The sequence below is a fragment of the Azospirillum sp. genome (assembly GCF_035628975.1).
Taxonomy (GTDB): Bacteria; Pseudomonadota; Alphaproteobacteria; order Azospirillales; family Azospirillaceae; genus Azospirillum.
In genome coordinates this window covers 1-19,249 of sequence record NZ_DASPIS010000121.1, presented here as the reverse complement: position 1 = coordinate 19,249, position 19,249 = coordinate 1, and the positions used below count along the sequence as shown (strand labels likewise).

The window sequence follows — 19,249 nt, the reverse complement described above, 5'->3', positions numbered from 1 at the left end:
CCGAGGGCGCCCCCGGGGCGACGCTGATTCAACCGCGGGAGAGCAGGGGTGTCGCGCCGCCGGCCTGCCAGTTGGGATCGCTCCACCACGGTGGACCACTCGAAGCGGAAACGCGCAACATTGTCCGGCGGAGTACCACCCGGCGGCGCGGAACGAGGATATAGCCGCCCCCGGCGATGCGCCAGACGATGATCAGCGTTAGTCCGAGCAGGAAGCAGGCGAGGATCACCGGCAGCCGGTTGTAGATGCTGTCGGCGAAGATGGCGCGCAGCCAGCAGTAGAGCCGCTTGATCTACGTCAGCAACGCTCCGGCGCTGTCGGCATCCTGAATGTCGGCGGCGTGGACGAGGACGCCGAGCAGGAAGCCCGAGGTGTCGACGGCGATATGGCGTTTGTGGCCCTTGACCTTCTTGGCCGCGTCGAAGCCTCGCGCACCCCCTTTTCCGTCGTCTTGACCGTCTGGGTGTCGAGGATGGCGGCCGAGGGCGTCGGATAGCGGCCCTCCTGCTCGCGCAGCATCACTACCAGATGGTGGCGCAGGGTCTCCCACACGTCGGCTTCCAGGAAGGCGCGGAAGTAGCGGTAGACCGTGGGCCAGGGCGGGAAGGCCGGCGGGGGCGGCAGATGGCGCCATTGGCAGCCGGTCCGCACCACGTAGAACAGGGCGTTCAGCAGCCAGCGCAGGTCCGTGCTGCGGGGCCGCTCGCCGGGCTTGGCCGACGGGATCAGTGGTTCGGTGAGGCGGTACTGGTCATCGCTTAGGGCTTGGCCGGCGCCGTAATCGCCAACCAGCCGGCGTTCCTTGGGCATCCACATCAGCGGCCTCCGGCAGTGAGGTTCCCTCCCAACAGCCGCCGCCTCAGACCCTCACCTCGGCAGCGTAACTTTCGAAACGGGCTGTTAGCAAGCTCCTCCGGAGAGGGGATCAGTCCGCCATTGAACAAAAACGGGAGCCTATTCAATTTCCCTCACAGCTCGCACGACATTGTCAGGCGCTCCGAGGGTAGAAATAAATGACGCCCATTCATCTTGATGCTTCTTCCATTCAGCTTCAGCTTGCCCAGCAACGTCCCAAAGAAATCGGCCACAAAATGCAACCGAAGCCTTTCTAATCAGCTGGGCCACATTATACCCATCAATCGCCTTAGCTTGGCTTTGGGAAAGCCACATGACGGTTTTTTCTGGTGCATTGCGAAGAGGATCCATGGAACCTAACGAGGTGGGGTTAGAGGTTGGCTTCTGGGCGACACCGAGAGGCGTAAGGGCCCGAAAAGGTTCGCTTTCTTAGTATATATCTTATGGTTGCCGGCGCTGCAACGCCGTGCATTGCTGCGGATGGACATCCGCGGACAATTCGGTCGCATCCTTCGGGAGTTGCGCAGTTCTAAGGGTCTCTCCCAGGAGGAGTTAGCCCATCGAGCCGATATGAGCGTACCGTACCTCAGCGACCTTGAACGCGGGCGTTCGGCGCCATCGTTATCCATGCTCGTGGATCTGGCTCGGGGGCTCGGAGTACATCCCGCAGATCTTCTCAAAGACCTCGTCCTGGACGACGCACCGCCGAGCCGCAAGCGCCCCCGGGATTAATACGCCGCCCGCAGATTGCCCGGTGCTCCCGAGAGCACCAGCGTCTGGTCCGCCAGGGGGATGATCTGGTCGACCGGCACGCTTTCCTGGTCAACGGCACGCTCCCGGCAGAGCGCAGCCAGGGAGGCCAGCAGCGGGTCGCCGCCGATCTCGGCCTCGGTGAGGGGGCGCTGGCCGGCCTTTTCGGTGTGCTCGGCGTAGGCGTGCGACCGGCACGGGTCGGTGATCGCCTCGGCCATCGGCTGGTAGAGCGCCGAGAGCCGCAACTCCGGGATTGCCGTGCGCAACGCCAGAAATATGCGCAGCCCGTCATGGTCCAGGTCGCCCCAGTGCAGGAAGGGCACCCGGCCCCGCAGGTCACGGGGGTCGGGTGGCGCGCCGGCACGCACCAGCAGGGTCGCTGGCTTCCGCGCGCCGGGGCCGAATGCCCGGGCGACGCCGCTCCACGTCAAGCCATAACCGAAGGTGCCGATGACAAGGAGACGCTCGGCGAGGCCGAGAGCCACCAGGGTTTCCAGGCTGCCGGGGTTCTCGACGAACAGTACCGCCTGCGGCGCGGGCGGACCGGCCGCCACGACGTAGCGCGGACGCCCGTCGAACGAGTCTTCGGCCACGCCGAGCACCGCCGCCGCCCGCCCCAGCTTGCCCAGCAACTTGGCCGAACCCTGCAGGTAGCGCGCGCTCACCAGCGCCGGATCGGTGCCGGCCAGCGCCGCGCGATCCCGACACAGGCGAGCCAGCCCGTCGAGAATCGGTTCGACGTCCCCCGCGGGCAGATCCGGCAGGCCTTCGGCAGCGGCCAGGAGCAGGACCGCCTCGCCGTCATCGAACCGGCCGCTCCGGCGACGTTCCTCGACCAAGCCGCTCCACAAACGCTGTGTGGCCGAGCGCAGTGGAGGTTCTGGCATCACCCGGTATTCCGCTGGCACCATGACATGCCCGACCGGGTCGCCGGACGGGCCGATGCCAGCCACGAGCCCCCTCTTCCCCAAAGCGGCCAAGGCGGCCCGCACATCGGCGCGGCTGAGGCCGGTTTGAGCCTGAACGCGCTCCTCGACCTTGTCCCTGATGTATTTCGACCGGCCGATGAGCGTGCGCAACGCATCGAAGACGATGGCTTCGTCCGATCCTTCGCGCAGTGGCGGCACCCTCACGCCGGTGTCTCCTCGAGGAAGCCGGCCGGGCGCTGGTCGACGTGCACCGTGAGCGTGCCGACCTCGCCGTCCGACCGCCCCAGCGTGGCGGGAGGGACCGGGCTGCCACTGTCGTCCAGGATCACATAGCCGCCGCGGCTGGCGCGGATCCGCCGCGCCAGGATGAAGGTCGGGAAGATGTCCGGGTCGTTCTGGTAGAGCGGGTTGTGGATCCAGCCGATGAGCTGGAAGTTGCCGCGCACCCGCGCGATGGCGGCCATGGATTCGCGGATCAGCGCGCGGTCGGTGAGGTTGCTGAACAGCCCGTCGATGATGACGACCTTCTGCGCCAGCGCGCGCGCCTTGCGCCGGTGCGCCGGGTTGCGCGTGGTGATGCGGATGTCGCGTTCGATGGCGAAATCGGCCAGCTTCAACATCAGCATCAGCGCAATGGCGTTTTGCTGTCCGGTGCTGATCTTGTCGTCGAAAGGGTGCGGCTTGCCGGCCTTCAGCTCCGGATGGCGCATGCGGATACGGGGATCGAGGAACATGCCGCGGTAGAAGGTGCGGCGGATGTCCGTCTTGAGCGCAGCGTCGTGCTCCTCCTGCGACGGCAGGGGTTTGCCGCGCCTGATGTTTTCCCGGCGGTGCCGCTCCTGCTCCTCGACCACCTGGATGATGCCCTCGATGATGGTGCCGATCTCGGCGGTGTTGAGCGTGGCGCTCACCTCGAGCCCGGCCTCCAGCAACGCGCCGGTGTCCTTGTCGACCTTCCACGCCAGCGCCCGCCGCAACGCATCGAAGTTGACGCTGACGCGTGCCGACAGGCTGCCCAGGTTGTCCGCCAATTGCTGGCGCCGCTCGTCGAGGTTCCGTTGCACCTTTTCCAGAAGTTCCGCCTGCTCCCCGTACTGCCGGCTCAGGTGATCGTGCAGCGTCTCGGCCTCGCGCGGGTTGTCGCGGGCACCGGCCAGCCGCAGCCGTTCGTTCTCGGAAAGGCCGAGGTCGCCGAGGGCGGCCACCCGGTCCACTTCCTCGATCAGGCGGCGCAGGGCGGTGTCCTTGGTCTTGCGGCTCTGTTCCACCTCCTTGGCGCGGGCGGCGAGCGTGAACGCTTCAACGGCGGAGCGGATGTCGCCGATCCGTTCGATGCGGTCCTCGTCGGACTCGTCTGTTTCGGTGCACAGAATGTCGAAGAACTTCCGGGCGCGTTCCAGCTCCGGCGTCGACGCCCCCGCGGCCGGCACCTCGGCGCTGACGCCGGCCACGGCGCCACGCGCCGTGCGCCACTGCTGAAGGATCGCCTTCACCGACTCGTCCAGCCTCCCGGCGGCCGCGCGCGCAAGATCAATGCGGGCGCGCAGGGCCTCCTGTTCCTGCCGCTGCCTGGGAATGGCCGTGCGCAGCTCGCGCAGCCGTTCTTCCAGGGCGGCGATGGCGCGGTCGAGTTCCGCCTCCGCGCCGGCCGCTTGCTGGTCGACATGCCCCTGGGCCAAGTCGAACTCGAAGCGCGTGCGGTCGTCGGCGCGTTGGCGGTCCGCAGCCAGCGCGGCGCGGACATCCGCCTCCGTGCGCATGAACGCCGGCCCTCCATCGGCCAGGAAGCGGGCGACCTCGTGCAGCACGGGAATGCGCTGCAGCGCCGTGGCGGCGATCCGCAACTCCTCGCCGGCCTGCTCCGCGGCGGCGCGGGCCTCCGCGATCCGTTCGTCCAGTTCGAACCGCGCGGTGCGCAGGTCGTCCAGTTCGGCGTCGAGATCCGCCGCCCGCGCGCGGGCCTCCTCCAGCGCCGGCCAGCCGCCGGCGCGGGCGAAGTCGCGGGCCGCGCGGATCGCCTCGCGGACCTGCGCCGTGGTCTGGGCCTCAAGCCTGGCGATCTCCGTGCCGAGCCGGTCGAGCTGATGCGCGATCTCCGCCAGGCGCGCCCGAGCACGATGCAGGGCGGCATCTCCGCCCAGTTCGTCGAAGCGCAGCCGCGCCCGGACGGCGGCGCGCGCCTCCGCCGAGGCCCGCGCCCGTGCCCGCTGCAACGCCTCGCCGGCTTCCACGAGGCAGACATGGGCCTCGTCGAGCAGACGGGGCGCATCGGCCTCCAGCGCCCGGACGGCGGCGTCGACGAGACGGCCATCGGGGTGGTCGGGCGACAAGGCGGCGGTTTCCTCTGCCAGTCGGGCGAGCCGTTCCTCCAATTCGACGATCAGCGCGTCCAGACGCTCCTTCTCGCGCTCGACGCCGGCGGGGTCGAGCAGGCAGTCCACCGGTCGGGTGCGGATGCCCAGCATCCAGGTGTGGACGTGCCGCTCCCCGTCGACCAGCCGGCCGGTGCGGCAGAAATCCGCCAGTTCGCCGGCAACCAGCACCGGCGCCTCCAGCCCCTCCTCGAACAGGCGGGCGGCAACGCGGGCCGCGGCGTCGACGTCCGGCGCCACCGGTGCGAACAGCAGCGCCGAAAAGTGGGTCAGCACCTGACGCAGCCGGTCGGGCTCCAGGTCCAGGCGTGCGACCGCCTCGTGCAGCGGCTCCGCCTCGCCGCCGGCGGCCTGGAGAACCTCGTGGGCGATGCGCCCCGCCGACGCGCGCGCCTGATCGAGTTCGGCCCGGCGGCGCGCCGCGTCGGCGCGCTCCTCCTCGGCCCGCGTCTTCTCGACGGACAGGGCCTCCAGGCGGCGCTGCCGCTGCCGCCGTTCGACGAAGGGATCGGCCGCCTCGCCAAAGCGCCGGCGGAACGCGGCGATGTCGTCGACCTGCGCCTGCAGGCGTTCGACGCGCGCCTTACCGGCATGCACCGCCTGTTCCGCCTTGCTCACGTCGTCGAGGCAGCGCTGTTCCAGACCTTGCGGATCCTCGCCCGGGAACAGGGCGGCGAAGCGGGTCACCTCCGGCAGAAGGGCGCCCATGTCGCCGACGCAGTTGCGGACGTCATTCTCCTCCAGCGTGAGCGTCCTGTGCTCGCCGTTCGCCTGCTTGAGCCGGTCGTCGAGGCGCTTTTCCAGCCCTTCGGGATCCTCACTGGGGAAGTGCTGGGCGAACCGCTCGACACCGCCGAGCAGGGATTCCATCCGGGCGATGGTGGCGCGCACGCGTTCGCGCTCGCTCTCGGCGCCGCGCAGCCGGTCGCCGACGCCGTCGCGCTCGCGTTGAAGGGATTCCCGGCGCGCGTTCGCCTCCCCGGCCGCGCGCTGGAGCGCGCCGTGCGCGTCCTCGATCCGCCGGGCGACGTCCTGGGGGTCGGCGTCCTCGCCGTCCTCGGCGACGAACCCCTGCCACTGGGTGAACGGCCGCCGGAACGCGGCCGCCCGCTCCCGATGCGTGGCAAGGGCACCCTCGGCATCCTGAAGCGCGCGCGCCACGGTCCGGCCGGCGTCCGCCGGGGCGGCCAGTTCGGCTGCGCCGAAGAGGCCGCTCGCCTGCATCTTTGCGAAGGCGTGGCGGGCGGCGTCCATGTTCCGGCGGCTGGCGATCTTCGCCTTCAGCGCGTCGTCGGTGCGCTCGCGCTCCTGTTCCAGCGTGCCCAGCCGGTGGCCGAGGTCGGCCAGCTCCTGCGCGAGCCGCTCCGCCGCGCGGCGCATCATGTTGGTGTCGCCGCTCTTCGCCACCCAGTCGAAACCGTGGTTGACCGCCCGCAACGCCGCTTCCCGGTCCCAGCCGTCGGCCAGCTTCGGCGCGCTCCGGAGCAATTGGACCGCGGCGTCGCGCTGGTAGCCAGTGTTGGATTTGCCTGAGCCGCCCTGTGGGCGTTCCAGGGGAAGGGAGAAATCACAAGGATTTTCAATCACTTGCGCCCAACGAACCGAAGCCCGAGGGAGGTCCTGCCGCATGGCTCGCTGGTTGATGTGGGACGGCTCCTCGCCCGTGATCTCGCCGATGGCCCAGTCGGGCAGCAGCCACACGCCGTCGGCCAGCACAAGGCGCGCGGCGACGGCGCGCGTCTGCAGGTGGTCGGGAAGCGCCGCCGACGGAATGCCGGGCAGCGGCCGCTCCAGCACGATGTGGTCGAGGAAGCGCGCCTCGGCCAGCAGGCCGGCGACCTCGCGCTCGAAGGCGGCGCGGGCGTCGGAGAAATCGCGCGCACGGGTGTGGACCGCCTCCACCTCCTTGCAGGCCCGCCCGATGGTGGCGACCTCCTCCTCCTTGCGCTGCGATTCGAACATGGTGGACAGGATCGTCCGCGCGCTCTTCAGGATGGTATCCTCGACGCGGTGCTCGTCCGGTTCGGCCTCGCCGCCCATGACGCCGACCAGCAGCTCCGGCGCCAGCACCGAGTAGAAGAACGCGCTGTCGTAGTTCTCGTTCTGCAGCCGGTTGACCTTGAAGAAGCTGGCCGTGCCGTCGCCGGCGCCGCGCTTCTGGTAGTCGATCATCTGCCGGACGGCACCGCGTTCGAAGTGGCGGTCGACCTCGCGCAGCCACTCCTCGACCTCCGGCTCGTGCAGCACGCCGCGCAGCCCGCGCATGCGGGTGCGGAACGTCTCGTTGTCGACCAGCACCACCTTCCCGTCGCGCGTCTCCGCGACCGGGCAGTCCTCCAGGCTTCCCTGGTAGCGGTAGAAGCGGAGCTTCTCGCTGTCGCCGTACAGGCCGAACACGTGCGGTTCGCCGGGAACCGCCTGCCCGATCTGGCCGAACAGGTCGTTGCTGCGCGGATCGTCCTTCAGCAGCAACTCCAGCCGGACGTGCGAGTAGACGCCGTACGTCTTCGGCGCCGTCTTGTGGCGCGTCGCGGTGATGAACTGCTGGTCACGCCCGAGCAGCGCCAGCATGGCGCGGGTCAGCGTCGACTTGCCACCCCCGTTCGCCAGGTTGACCGCCGAGGATTGCCCGCGGAAATGGAAGACGACGTGCCGGTAGTCCGGCCGCCAGTCGGCCGTGTCGTCGAGGTTCAGGAAGTTCGCGACTTCCAGCCGGTTGATGACCGACATGCTCAGCCCTCCCCACCCGCTTCGGCCGGACCGTCGATCAGCGGCAACCCGACCGCCTGCCGATGCAGGTTCAGCTTCATCTCCACCGCTGCGTTGAGCGTCTGACGGTAGCCAATGGCTTCGCGAATGCCCTGGCTGGACTTCTCTATGTGCTCGCCGGTGCCACGACGGGGTTCGATCATGCCGGCCTGCTCCATGACCATGAGGAACCGCCTGATCCGCGTCTCGATGGCGGTGGCGTCGGCGACGACGAGGATGGCGCGGACCTTCCCCGCCCAGCCGTCGGCCGGCGCCCCGCGGGCGCGCAAAGCCTCGATCCGGCGCTTGGTCTCGCCAATGAATTCGGTCGGCGACAGCCGGCTGTCCTTGAAGCCGCTGACCGCCTCCACGGTGCGTCCCTCGCGCGTGTAGAAGAACCAGTTCATGATGGCCCACAACTGCGCGGTCCAGACGATGGTGTGCGTCAGCGGCTCCCTGCGGCGACCGTCGACAAGGCCGTCCCACAGCCAGCCGTCGTCCACCCAGTGCGCATCCTCGCGATCCGCCGCGCGGGCCAGGACGAACACGCGCCCGCGCGGCCCCAGCCCCAGGCCGGCCTGTTCGAATTCGTGAATGGCCATGCCCTGCGGCGCCAGGAACTCGTCGAACTCCTTCAGCCCCACCGGATCGCGGGCGAGCAGGTCGGCGATCTCGCGCTCCCGGGGCTGCCGCGGCCGGTCCACCGGGTCGGTGGAGGCGAGCTTATGCTTGGACAGGAAGGCGAAGACCCGCCCCATTTCCTCAGGCGTCACCGGAAACCTCCTCGCACAACTGGATCACCGGGTCGTCGCCGTGCAGCAGGCGATCGCCGTCGAGGAAGCGGAACCGCGCGCCCGACAGCCCGACCCGGACGGCGACGTCCTCCCCCATCTCGTCGGGGATGGTGAAGACGCCGAACAGGTCGGCGAGACCAACGCCGTCGGCCAGCTCGAAGGCGTCCTCGTCGGCCTGGGCCTCCGCCAGCAGGACGGAGAGGGTGAGCGGACCGCGCCGCAGCCGTTCGACGATGCGCGCGCCGTTGCGCCCGAGGAAGGTGCGGAACTCCTCGGCCGCCACGGTTCCGGTCTGGTCGAATTCCACCGCCCCCTGCTCCGGCGCGCGTTCGTCCAGGTCGGCCGTGTCCAGCAGCGCCGGACTGAACAGGTGGGTGCGCCGCCACGGCCCCATGCTGGCGATCAGGTTGCGCAGAAAATCCGTCTCTGGCGCGTCGTCGACCAGGGCGTCGGCCAGTGCGCCGAAGTCGACGACGCCAAGCGGGCGCCGCCGCCGGCTCTGGAGTTCGCGCAGGAAGCGCAGCCAGTGGCGCGACAGGCTTTCGACGGCGCGCAGCACATTCTCGGCGTGGCTGAGCAGGTCCGACAGCGTGAGGTCGTGGTCCGGGTTCTCCGCCTGCCACGCGGCGAACCGCTCGGCCGTGCTGGCGTCGCCGAAACGGCCGATGGCTTGGCGAGCGGCCTCCTCCGACCGGCGCAGCATCTCGCGGTACTGGGGCTCGCGCCGCTCGAAGGCGGCGCGCTGCGCCTCAAAGGTCGGGCTTTCCTCGATTTCGGTCAGGTGCTCGTTCAAGGCGCGCAGTTCGCCGATCACTTCGGCGCAGATGCGCGGCACCTCCTCGAAGAGGCCGCGGTCGATGGCCGCGACGACGCGCTCGACGTCCTTGTCGCCCAACAGCCAGTCCCGCTGGAGGCTGAGCACGCGCATCACGAGGCGGCCGTTCTCCGTCAGCTTCACCTCCTGCTCGCGCTTGTAGAAGCGGACCAGAGGCGTGGGCGCCCGCGTCTCGCGCTCTTCCAATGCCGGCAGGGAGGACGGATCGACGTAACGAACTTCGCGCTCGGCGGCGAGGAACGCCGCGCAGAATTCCAGATCGGCCTGGGTCATGCCCTGGGCACTGGCCTGAAGATCGGCCAGCAGGGCTTCGAGCGGCACGCGGCCGGTGCTGCCTTCCAGCGCACGACCGTAGAGTTGAGCCAGCAGCTGCAGCGCCGTCCAGAGCCGTGTGCCCGCCCCTTCCGGAACCGCCGGCGGCTTGATGACCCCGTCCCCATCCGCATCACGCCGCGTCCCGTGCAGGTCGAACAGGCGGGTGAACGCCGCCATCAGGCGTATCTCCGGAGGAACCTGCGAGCCTGCTTCCATAAGTTGAGCGCCGGAATAGTCGTCCGCGTCGCGGGAGTGTGCTACAGCGGCCCTTCGACCGCAACGACGATGCATCGGCGTGATGGTGCAATTCGCAAGTTCGGTGTGCGTCCGCCCGGCGTGATCGTGCTTCCGCTTGCCGGGGAACGCCGGCCATCTGACCGGTACCCAGGCCAACCGCGGCGCGTCGAGTGCGTTCATCGAGTGCGTTTGAATGTATCGAGGCGGGCGGAGTTCCAGCCGGCTCGCGGAGAACGCCATCAAGCGCCGCAGCGCCAGGATGCACCACCGCCGCAGCGCTCGACATACCGCTCCGAGATACCAGGTGCATACTCGTATTGGATGCGCTAAACAGCAGTATCTTCGCCGTTCCGGTCGTAAACCCGGCTGCACCAGTTCCGACGAGATCATGACCGAAGTTTTCGATGCTGGTTTCAATCCGCTGCCGCTGGGCGATTTGGATCCGCAGAAGTTCGAGCAATTCGTCGCCGACTTGCTGAAGGAAGAGGTTGGGGCCGGGAAGTATGGTGGCCAGTTTGACCGTGTCAGCCTTCTGCCAGAAGGCAGCGACGAAGGACGCGACATCGAATTGCTCTGCCGTGGCGCGCCAGTCGGCATTGTTCAATGCAAGCGCTACTCGGGCAATGTCGGTCATGAACAAGCATTAAAGGAAATTATCAAATTCCTGCTGTTTGCCCGCCTGAACAGCTCCCGGATGCCGACTGCTAAAGGCTTCCTCTATTTTTTAGCAGCTTCGCGCGGCGTCACCAACAAAACGCGTGAGTTATTCGATCAGTGGCCTGAGTCGCTGAAGGCATACTCGTCGGAGATCTGGCAATGGATTGCCGAGGTTTGCCGCGCATTCAAGGCGTTCGAGGATCTCGATCCTGCTGTGGAGGCGACCGGCATCGTCGCTACCCTGCCCGTCATCAAGGTCGAGTTCTGGGATGGTTACACTCTTTCCAAACGAGCGCGTCTTCAACCCAACGTAATGTCCCTCCACTTCCCGCCACTCGTCATCGTGCTGCCGGGTGCGGCGGATGCCAGGGCAAGGCGGCCGGATCCAGGTGAAACGTCATTCGCCGACTTGGCCGTGCTGGAAGGCAACGCGCTGTCCTTGTGCATCGTGCAGACCGACCCGCCTTCGCGGGAGCAGATCCGGGACGACGCGTCGCGACCGAAAACAGTGTCGACCATTCGCGACCTGCTGGCGTCGGTTGACGGGAACAAACCGGTATTGCGTCAGTCCCTCCAGGGGCGCGTACGGCTGGTGTTGCTCCCCGAATACGCGCTGGGGTCCGGAGATTGGAGCGAAGTCGACGGGTTGGTTCGCGGCTGGGACGGTGATCTCATCCTGATCGCCGGATTCGGCGCAACTCCTGGCGCCAAGATCGAGGCGTGGAGAGCTGCCCGTCGAGAGACCGACTGCCGACTGTGCGAGGGCGAGGAGGTTGCGGACGAGCCTCTGTACAATGGCGGTTGGTGCTGGATTAAAAAAGGCGGCAATACAGCCTGCATTCTCTTCCTGAAGAATTATCTTGAGCCACGGGAGGAGACACAATTCGTTGATGGGCTGGGACGTAGCACCCTCCGCATCCGCTTCAAGGACCTGCTCCTGTGCCCGGGCATTTGCGCCGATTTGCTGTGCGAGAACGGCGACGACACGTTCACGTCGCGGGTGCAGCGTGCGGTCGAGACCGCCGACAAGGACCTCCGGGTCCTTGTGACCGGATCACTCCTCCAGCGTGAATCGTGGAAGCCACACTGGTCGGCCGCCTTGGCGCGGTTGACCGATGGCTTCGGCGCGCACCGGGATCGTACCCTGGTCGCATTGGCAAATCATGCTTTTGACGCTCCCGACAAGGACGAGGCCAAGGATCGTTGGCGATGCCTGAGCGGCGTGTTCGTCGCCCGTGCGACCAGTCCCTCCTTCCACGCACGCCAGGAGGCCCTGCGGACGGTCCAGGAGGGCGGATTGCTGTTTGCCGGCGTGGTGCTCCGTCACACCACGCCGAGCGTGGTGATGGGTAGGATTGAATGGCCACCTTATGGCCCGACCACCGGACGGCAGCTCTGGGCCAAGGGGCGCCGGCGTTTGATTGCGAAAGACGGCCGCGTTCTTCCTGCGCGAGAGAGCCGCGACCCGATGGGGTACGAGATGGCGCGCCTCCTCATCCGTCGGCCGCCGGAACCGGATTGTACGGCGCCACTCGCCGATGGGCTCGGGCACCTTCAATCCTGTCTGGAGTGCCAGCGCTGCTTCCGGGCCGAATGGCTGGCCAGCACCTGTCTGCGGGGTGTGGGTGCCGATGAGGGCCATCGGCACCCGGATCCCGATGCGCTCCACACCGAGGACTGTCATCCCGGTCTGACGCATGCCCTGGAAACGCTGGCATTCCTGGCGGCCGGAGGACCCGACGTCACGTGGCACGTACAGGATCGCGAACACGGTGATCTTGATGAGCAGGATCGCGAACACGGTCATTTGAGATGGAACACGCAGAACGCGAACCTTCTGGTCTGGTCGCACAAAGGATCGCGGACAGACCTCAAGCGCCAGCTTCAGCACTGGCAGGACACCCACAAGCCTCACCCGCCGCTCATCGTGGTGGCCGACACCGTGAGCGGCTCGGTGCGGCAAGAGTGCATCGTACCAAGTGAACGAGGCGGCGATGTTTCAGCCTCTCCGGTGAGCACGTCGGAAATCATAGCAGCACGCGGCTATCGAAAAGTCTTTACCTACCCGCTTAAAGACATTCATCAGGCAGCAACCGTAAAGGATCCGGATGAGCCGCTGGACGTCTTTGGCGATCTGGGTGACCTGCTGCATAAAGGAGGCAAGTCATGACAGCTGCTAATCTGGACATGCTCACCGCCCGGATCGACGCGCTCGCCCGACCCGTCGCTTTGCGGGAAGCGGACGAGGCGCATCCAGCCCGCTCCATCCTGCCCCCCGGCGGCCGCGCGTGGGTCGGGACCTATGCCTGGCTGATCGTCTGGCCCATTGTCGAGCCCACTCCAACCTTCATCGACACCCAATGCGCCGAGGCCGAACGCCGCGTGGACGAAGCGCTGAAGGAGTTCACGGACCGAAACGAGGTGATCGACGGCTACGTCGTGCTGGCGCTGCCGGAGCCCCCCACACCGACGATCCGGGCCGTCGTGCGGCGTGCCGAACTGGGAACCCGGATCTGTCGGAAGCATGTGGTGTGGTGGAACGGCGAGGATTGGGCGCAGATGGACACGATCACGCTTGTGGGGTTGCCCCGCCCAAATGGCGGCGGCGAGCGGGCCGCATTCCCCGCGCTTCCTGCGGATAAGGCATCGCTGGCCGAACGGCTGCGCACCAACTGGAAGGCGGTCGTCGAGGAGCATCTTCGCGATGCCGGGCTCGACCCGTCCAGGGAGGCGGAGGAGTAATGATGGCCCGCAATCCAAGCTTGCGCTTCCGTGAACTCACGGTCTCCAATTTTCGCGGCATTGGCGACCGCCTGCCGATCGATCTTTCAGCCCGCCTGACGGTGATCCACGCCGCGAACGGCACGGGCAAGACCAGCCTGTGCCAAGCGGTGGAATGGCTGATGACCGGCAAGGCCGGCGAACTTACCTACGAGGATCTGCGCTACCGCCTGCGCCCCGGCGCTGAACCTCATGTCGAGGCTTCCGTCTTGCTTGACGGAGAGCCCTGGCGGCTGCGACGAACGCGGACGGGCTGCCGATTTGGACGAGAAGGCGAAACACCTCGATCGCATCCGGACACCAGATTGCTTGAGATGCTCGCGCCGGCCGCAGTCGAGGACAGCAACAAGGCACCGCAGACCGCGAACGCAGTGCGCACCACATGGTTAAGGGGAACGCACTTTCTGGATGCGACCAATCTTGCCGTGCTGCTCGACTCCGACAAGGATTCCAAGAAACGGCGGGAGGAGATCTTTGCCGATATCCTCGGCATCCGTCGGCTGTTGGATACGGAGGACGGCATCGCGCGATATCTGAAACCGATGCGCCGGGCGACCAATAGGCTTTCCGAGCGGATCACCGAAAAGGAGATTGATTTGGCCGCCATTCCGGAAGACGGGGCGGCGGTCGACGTGGCCGAGCGCGAACTCGCCGCGGCTCTTGCCCAACTCCCACCCATGTCGCCCTCGTTATCGGAGAAGACGTTTGAGGAACGTCTGGCCGAGGCGATCTCCCTACACTCCCATGAAGACGCGAAAGTCGGGCAGCAGAAGGTTGCCCTCCTGTACGTCGAACTGGAGTGGAACCGTGCCCAGCGCGCGAATGAAACGTCGCCAGCTGTGCAGACCCGGCTCGAGCGCTGCAAGGCGATCATCACTCGGCGGACCGAACGCCTCCGGACGATGCGCGCGGAAATCGAGCGGTTCCGCATGCAGGTCGAAGCCGAACGAAAGCGGGCCGATGACGCGCGACATCTAGTGGCCGGGATTCGCAATGCTTGGAACGCGGTCGCGCACGACGCGTTGGCACGTTGGGGCGCTTCCCTTTCGGTCCGGTCCATGGCGGAGTTGTTGCCCGAGGCGCTGTGGACGGACTCGCAGCATGCGGAATGTCGCGCTGCGCTCCGGTGGGTCGAGGAGCAGCGCGCAGACCAAGTCCGCCGTCGTGTCGTTGTCGAAGCGCTGAAATCTCGGTTGGCCGGGCTACCGGTTCCCAGCTCCGAACAGTTGGCCGCCGCTGAGGCGAACCTGTCCGAATGCGAACGGATAGCACGAGAGGCCGCCCACGAGTATGAGATGGCAGCTGGTCCGCTGCAACGGTTGCAGGCAGCCGGCCAAGCGACGCTTGCCGCTCTGGGAGAAGACGAGCGGTCCTGCCCATTGTGTGGCCATGGCTGGTCCACCGCACAGGCTCTGCGCACCGCCTTGAGCGCCACGCTGACCTCGGTTCCTCCGCTTGTGCAGCGTTTGGAAGAGAACCGGCGGAAAGCCGACGAAGCGGCGGTCGCGGCGCGGCAGCGCTTGCACGGAATTCAGAGTCAGCGGCGCCTCTACGACCAGACGCTCGAAGATCTGGTAAGAGAATCCGAACCGTTCAACAGGCTTGCCGAATACGCCGCCGCGCTGGGCCTGCCGACCGACGAAAAGGAATGGGCCGAGGCGGTGCCGACGGCTTTGGCCCGTCTCGATCTGGCGGGGGCTGTTGGCCGTCTGCTCGACATGCTGAAGCGCAGCCAGTCTCTGATACCAGGAGAATTGCCTGAGGCGCAGCCACTGGAAACTGCGGTTGAACTGATCAGCCATGCGCTTCAGGAAGTGGCGACGCAGGCACAGGGTCTGGCCGCGAACCGAATCCAGTGGACCGGGCGCATCGAAAAGACAGCCGACCGCCTCTCCGGCCGCCTCGCCCACTTGCGCGAATACCAGCGGGAGTTGGATGCCCAGGAAGCCGGACTGCGCAAAGAGTGGCGCACGTTCAAGGAAGCCTGGGAACGCCTTTCGGAAGACGAACCGGACCAATCCGCCCTGCACGCTGTACGGCAACGGGTCGTCGGGAATGGACATCGCCTCGACGCGGCAGGATTGCACCTCGAAGCGGCACGGAAGGCCCAGTCGGCCTCAGCCGCCTGGCGGCAACGGAAGTCCATTGAAGCGGAACTGGCCGACCTCCGTGCGCGCAGAGCGCGCCTGGACCAGCGCATGGCGCTGGCACAGGAAACGCGCGAAGCGCTGCTGTCTCACCGCAAGGCATACATCCAGGAACAGCTCGATCACCTGATGCCGGTCGTCACGACGCTGTTTGCGCGCGTCCACGCCAACCGCGTGTTCGACGGAATCCGTCCGGGAAGCATTGAGGATCCTCTGGTTTGGCTGGCCGATGCGGATGACGAAGTCTTTCAGCCGGGTCTGCACTTCAGCGACGGGCAGCGGCAGGATCTGGCGCTAGCCCTGTTCCTGGCACGCGCCTGTCGACTGGGCGGCACCTTCTTCCTGGATGAACCGCTGGTTCACCTCGACGACCTGAACCGTGTCGCCATGTTGGACATCCTGCGCGTTCTTACTCTGACCCAGGAAAACCTCGGACTGGTCCTCACCACGGCAAGCCGCCCACTGGTGCGCCATATCGAGGAGAAGTTCGCCCTCCTGCCGCAAGAAACGCCGACCGGCCCTATGCTCAGGGTCATCAGGCTCGAAGGGAACCCCCGCGTCGGCATCGCCGCAGAGTAGAGACGAAACAGCCCACATCTATGGTGGTCGGTCCCGTCAGGTCCGCGTACGCCGCATGACCCGCTCAGTGACGTTGTTGCGCCAGAGGTCGGCGGAGCGCATGTAGCGGCGCGCCACCTCGACCGATTTGTGGCGGGTCTGGCGCATGACGTCGTGCAACTGCGCCTCCGCCTCGGCCGCCGCGGTGGCCAGACCGGCGCGCAGGCTATGGCCGGAGTAGCGGCGCTCCATTCCTACCGCCAGGGCGCCGAAGCGGCGCTCGATCAGGCCGGGGTCACCGTCGCCGATCGCCTCGGCCGTGTCCTTCACCAGACGCGCCACGGCCTTGTCCGACAGCCGCTTGTCGATCAGGGCGCCGGATGCCCGCAGGCCGACGAACAGCGGCGCGTCCGCGCGCTCCGCCCGCCGGTGCTCCAGCCAGCGGTGCAGTGCCGTCGGCGCACACAGGTCGGTGTCGTCGGAGAACCAGATGGCCACCGCCTCGCCGGCGCCATGCTGGTCGGTCTTGGAACGGCGGATGGTCAGCACCACGCCCTTGCCGTCGACGAAGCTCACGTCGCCGGCGTCGAGCGCCACGATCTCGCTGCGCCGTAGGGCGCCGCCGAAGCCGGCCAGCAGGATGGCGCGGTTGCGCAGGCCGAGCGGCGTGCCAGGCTGGGCACGCACCATGGCGGCCAGCATGGCCGGGGAGATGGGCGCCGCCTGCCGGGCCGGCCGGGTGCCCTTGCGGCGCCGGATGCCGTCGAGCAGCAGGGCGATGCTGGGATGGCCGGGGTCGAGCGACAGGCCGACGAGGCGGTGGGCAGTGACGATGGCAGCAAGGTGGACCTGCAGCGTGGCGACGGCCAGGCGCTCGGCGGCGGCGGTGAGATACATGCCCACCAAGCGCGGGTCGCCGCACAGCGGCGGGAAGCCGAGGCGCTCGCACCACGCCGTGTACTGGCGCCATGCCGAGCGGTAGGCGCGCAGCGTGCCGGGACCACGGGCGTTGCTGGCGTAGGCGGCGGCCTGCCCGGCGAGTTCCCGGATTTCGTCGACGCGGCGTGGATCGAAGGCGCCGTCCGGCAGCACGAGGTCGCCCAGGATGCCGGTGGCGACCACCAGCTCTTCCCTTCCCTCTTCCATTCCCGCTGCGCTCGCCACAGCGCCCTCGCTAAGCCATTTACCCGTTTTAATAGCAGTACCACGGTCCCCTCTTGTTTTCTACGTCCGAAAATGACGCTTGTCGGACATAGGTCGGAACCGGAACGGCCCACCCCTCCGGTATCCCCTCAAACCACCTGGGAAGTGTCGCTCGGCGGCAAGGAGCAGAGCGCCAACGTGGTGTCATCACCAAGGGTGGAAAGGTCGGCCCAGAGACCACCAAAGCGGGTGGGCAAATTTCACCTAATCAGCCCGCAGATTTTGGCGTGGTTAACTCAGCAAAACACGGCTGGCGGTCACCCGGAAGGACTGAGAATCCAAATTTCGCCTGATTAGCCCAGCAATGACACCGATGAGCGCCATCGTGTTTCCCCAAGCTGTAAGGGTGTCGTCCACCCCTTTTGTAAAGTTCAAGAGGGCGAAAGGAAACGACCGTTTTGGTGCGTATCATTTCCTTTACACCCAGCGTGCAGAGGGGCGCCCCGACGGTGCGGGCACGCACGGCTTTGATGAGGAAGAGGGGTTGACGTGAGCAGGGACCGACGGCGAGACAGGCCGGCGAGCGTTGTACGGAACCGGCCAGCAGTTCCACTGATCCACCCGGCAACTCGGCCAGATTGGGGCACCAAAGCGCAGGAAACAGGCCGATTCTACTGAACCGGCCAGCAGCGACAGCCGCTCCGGAGGGGTGGAAAACGCCCCTTTGTACAGTTTGTTTCGTTCCAAGGAAACAATCGTTTGGCCGCCTGTACACGCCGTCTGAACAGGCCGCGGAAATGCCGGAATGGCCTGCAACCGGCCTTTTGCACGGTATACCCGACAGCACCATCAAAGCCAGCGTTCCAGCGGCTTTATGCGGCGGTGGCAGGGGAGAGCGTGCGGGCCACGGAATCCACCTTTTAACAATCCACATTGCCCAATCCACCGATGAACGTTCACAATTCCAGGAATGAACGTGCCCCGACAGACAGCGACCGTCAGAACCTCGGATTTTGATATTTGTGTTTCGAAAGTTATTTTGCAATTCAGTATCATCCTATGTCACGACCGCCGTGCAGCCGGCGGCACGGGGTCGCGGCTGATGCGTCATGCGGTATTCCTCATCGCCTTCGTCGCACTCGGGTAGGCGGCGTTCTTGTCCAACCAATCCCATTGAAAGCGTGTCCGCCACCGCCCGCCACCGCACCGTCCGCACCAAGAGCCTGCCCCTGCGAAGTTCGCCTCTTGGGCTGGGGTGCGGATGGCATCGGAACCCCAGCTTTAGAGCGCCTAACAAAATGGCGTAATGTCTGTTGGGAGGGGTATGGCCGCCCCTCTTCTCCCCGACCGTCTGTGGTCGCGCATCGCGCCGTTGCTGCCGCCGGTGAAGCCGGCCGGGAGCCGCGGTCGTCCGCCGGTTGGCAACCGCGAGGCACTCACCGGCATCCTGTTCGTTCTGAAGACCGGCATCCCCTGGGAATACCTGCCGGTGGAGATGGGCTGCGGGTCCGGCATGACCTGCTGGCGGCGGCTGCGCGACTGGCAGGCAGCCGGCGTGTGGGAACGGCTGCTGCGGGTGCTCTTGCAGGAGTTGGCGAGCGCCCGGCAGATCGACTGGAGCCGGGCGGCGCTGGACAGCGCCAGCATCCCGGCAAAAAGGGGGGCGAGGCGACCGGCCGCAACCCGACGGATCGTGGCCGGCCGGGCACCAAGCGCCACGTCATCACCGATCGCAACGGCACCCCGCTCGCCATCCGCCTGACCGGTGCCAACCGGCACGATTCCATCATGGTGGAAACCATGCTGGACGCCGTGCCGCCGCTCAAAGGGCCGCGCGGGCGCCCCCGGCGGCGGCCCGACAAGCTGCATGCCGACAAGGCCTATGACCACAAACGCTGCCGGCGCGAATGCCGCGAGCGCAACATCATCCCGCGCATCGCCCGGCGCGGCATCGAGGACAGCAAGCGCTTGGGCCGCCACCGATGGGTGGTACTCCGCCGGACAATGTTGCGCGTTTCCGCTTCGAGTGGTCCACCGTGGTGGAGCGATCCCAACTGGCAGGCCGGCGGCGCGACACCCCTGCTCTCCCGCGGTTGAATCAGCGTCGCCCCGGGGGCGCCCTCGG

At 67.0% G+C, this 19,249-nt stretch carries 12 protein-coding genes and 2 pseudogenes; 6 read left to right on the top strand and 8 right to left on the bottom strand.

The window, feature by feature from the left end:
• Positions 1 to 292: 292 nt before the first annotated feature.
• The 3 genes and pseudogenes from VD964_RS29950 to VD964_RS25650 all read right to left on the bottom strand — a co-directional run bounded on the left by VD964_RS29950 (position 293) and on the right by VD964_RS25650 (position 1,206).
• Positions 293 to 634 carry a transposase gene (locus tag VD964_RS29950; protein WP_414637268.1) on the bottom strand — a complete coding sequence of 114 codons (342 nt, stop codon included), beginning with the start codon at positions 632 to 634 and terminating at the stop codon, positions 293 to 295.
• Positions 550 to 810: pseudogene (locus VD964_RS29945) on the bottom strand (transposase); the annotation flags it as partial. The pseudogene VD964_RS29945 and the gene VD964_RS29950, both read right to left, overlap by 85 nt.
• 144 nt (positions 811 to 954) lie before the next feature.
• Positions 955 to 1,206: a hypothetical protein gene (locus VD964_RS25650; RefSeq protein ID WP_324871310.1), complete on the bottom strand. Its 252-nt coding sequence runs from the start codon at positions 1,204 to 1,206 to the stop codon at positions 955 to 957.
• A 129-nt stretch (positions 1,207 to 1,335) separates the two neighbouring features.
• Here VD964_RS25650 and VD964_RS25645 point away from each other — a divergent pair, with 129 nt between their 5' ends.
• Entirely contained in the window at positions 1,336 to 1,587 is a 252-nt protein-coding gene (locus VD964_RS25645; protein WP_324871312.1) for a helix-turn-helix transcriptional regulator, read from the top strand.
• On the opposite strand, the gene VD964_RS25640 is transcribed toward VD964_RS25645, so the two are convergent.
• Genes VD964_RS25640 through VD964_RS25625 form a run of 4 tightly spaced genes read right to left on the bottom strand, consistent with a single transcriptional unit; the run spans position 1,584 to position 9,778 of the window.
• Positions 1,584 to 2,741 (bottom strand): Wadjet anti-phage system protein JetD domain-containing protein, encoded by a 1,158-nt coding sequence (locus tag VD964_RS25640; RefSeq protein ID WP_324871309.1) that lies wholly within the window; start codon positions 2,739 to 2,741, stop codon positions 1,584 to 1,586. The genes VD964_RS25645 and VD964_RS25640 overlap by 4 nt on opposite strands.
• Complete coding sequence (locus VD964_RS25635) at positions 2,738 to 7,639, bottom strand: hypothetical protein (RefSeq protein WP_324871308.1); 4,902 nt, start codon at positions 7,637 to 7,639, stop codon at positions 2,738 to 2,740. The genes VD964_RS25640 and VD964_RS25635 overlap by 4 nt, the downstream gene beginning before the upstream one ends.
• A 2-nt stretch (positions 7,640 to 7,641) precedes the next feature.
• The gene (locus VD964_RS25630; protein WP_324871307.1) at positions 7,642 to 8,430 is read right to left on the bottom strand and encodes a hypothetical protein; all 789 of its coding nucleotides are present in this window, start codon (positions 8,428 to 8,430) and stop codon (positions 7,642 to 7,644) included.
• Positions 8,420 to 9,778 carry a hypothetical protein gene (locus VD964_RS25625; protein WP_324871306.1) on the bottom strand — a complete coding sequence of 453 codons (1,359 nt, stop codon included), beginning with the start codon at positions 9,776 to 9,778 and terminating at the stop codon, positions 8,420 to 8,422. Before VD964_RS25625 ends, VD964_RS25630 begins: the two co-directional genes overlap by 11 nt.
• Positions 9,779 to 10,226: 448 nt before the next feature.
• Between VD964_RS25625 and VD964_RS25620 the strand changes: the two genes are divergently transcribed.
• Genes VD964_RS25620 through VD964_RS25610 form a run of 3 tightly spaced genes read left to right on the top strand, consistent with a single transcriptional unit; the run spans position 10,227 to position 16,002 of the window.
• On the top strand, positions 10,227 to 12,665 hold the full coding sequence (locus tag VD964_RS25620) for an ABC-three component system protein (protein ID WP_324871305.1): 2,439 nt from the start codon (positions 10,227 to 10,229) through the stop codon (positions 12,663 to 12,665).
• Positions 12,662 to 13,237, top strand: coding sequence for a hypothetical protein (locus VD964_RS25615; protein ID WP_324871304.1), 576 nt, complete (start codon positions 12,662 to 12,664; stop codon positions 13,235 to 13,237). The genes VD964_RS25620 and VD964_RS25615 overlap by 4 nt, the downstream gene beginning before the upstream one ends.
• A complete protein-coding gene (locus VD964_RS25610) occupies positions 13,237 to 16,002 on the top strand; it encodes an AAA family ATPase (protein ID WP_324871303.1) in 2,766 nt (921 codons plus the stop codon). The genes VD964_RS25615 and VD964_RS25610 overlap by 1 nt, the downstream gene beginning before the upstream one ends.
• 36 nt (positions 16,003 to 16,038) lie before the next feature.
• Here the strand turns inward: VD964_RS25610 and VD964_RS25605 are convergent, their stop codons facing one another.
• A complete protein-coding gene (locus tag VD964_RS25605) occupies positions 16,039 to 17,127 on the bottom strand; it encodes a tyrosine-type recombinase/integrase (RefSeq protein ID WP_324871302.1) in 1,089 nt (362 codons plus the stop codon).
• Positions 17,128 to 17,497: 370 nt separating this feature from the next.
• Here VD964_RS25605 and VD964_RS25600 point away from each other — a divergent pair, with 370 nt between their 5' ends.
• On the top strand, positions 17,498 to 17,677 hold the full coding sequence (locus VD964_RS25600; RefSeq protein ID WP_324871301.1) for a hypothetical protein: 180 nt from the start codon (positions 17,498 to 17,500) through the stop codon (positions 17,675 to 17,677).
• A gap of 771 nt (positions 17,678 to 18,448) precedes the next feature.
• Positions 18,449 to 19,122 (top strand): annotated as a pseudogene (locus tag VD964_RS25595) (IS5 family transposase); the annotation flags it as partial.
• Positions 19,123 to 19,249 lie beyond the last annotated feature (127 nt).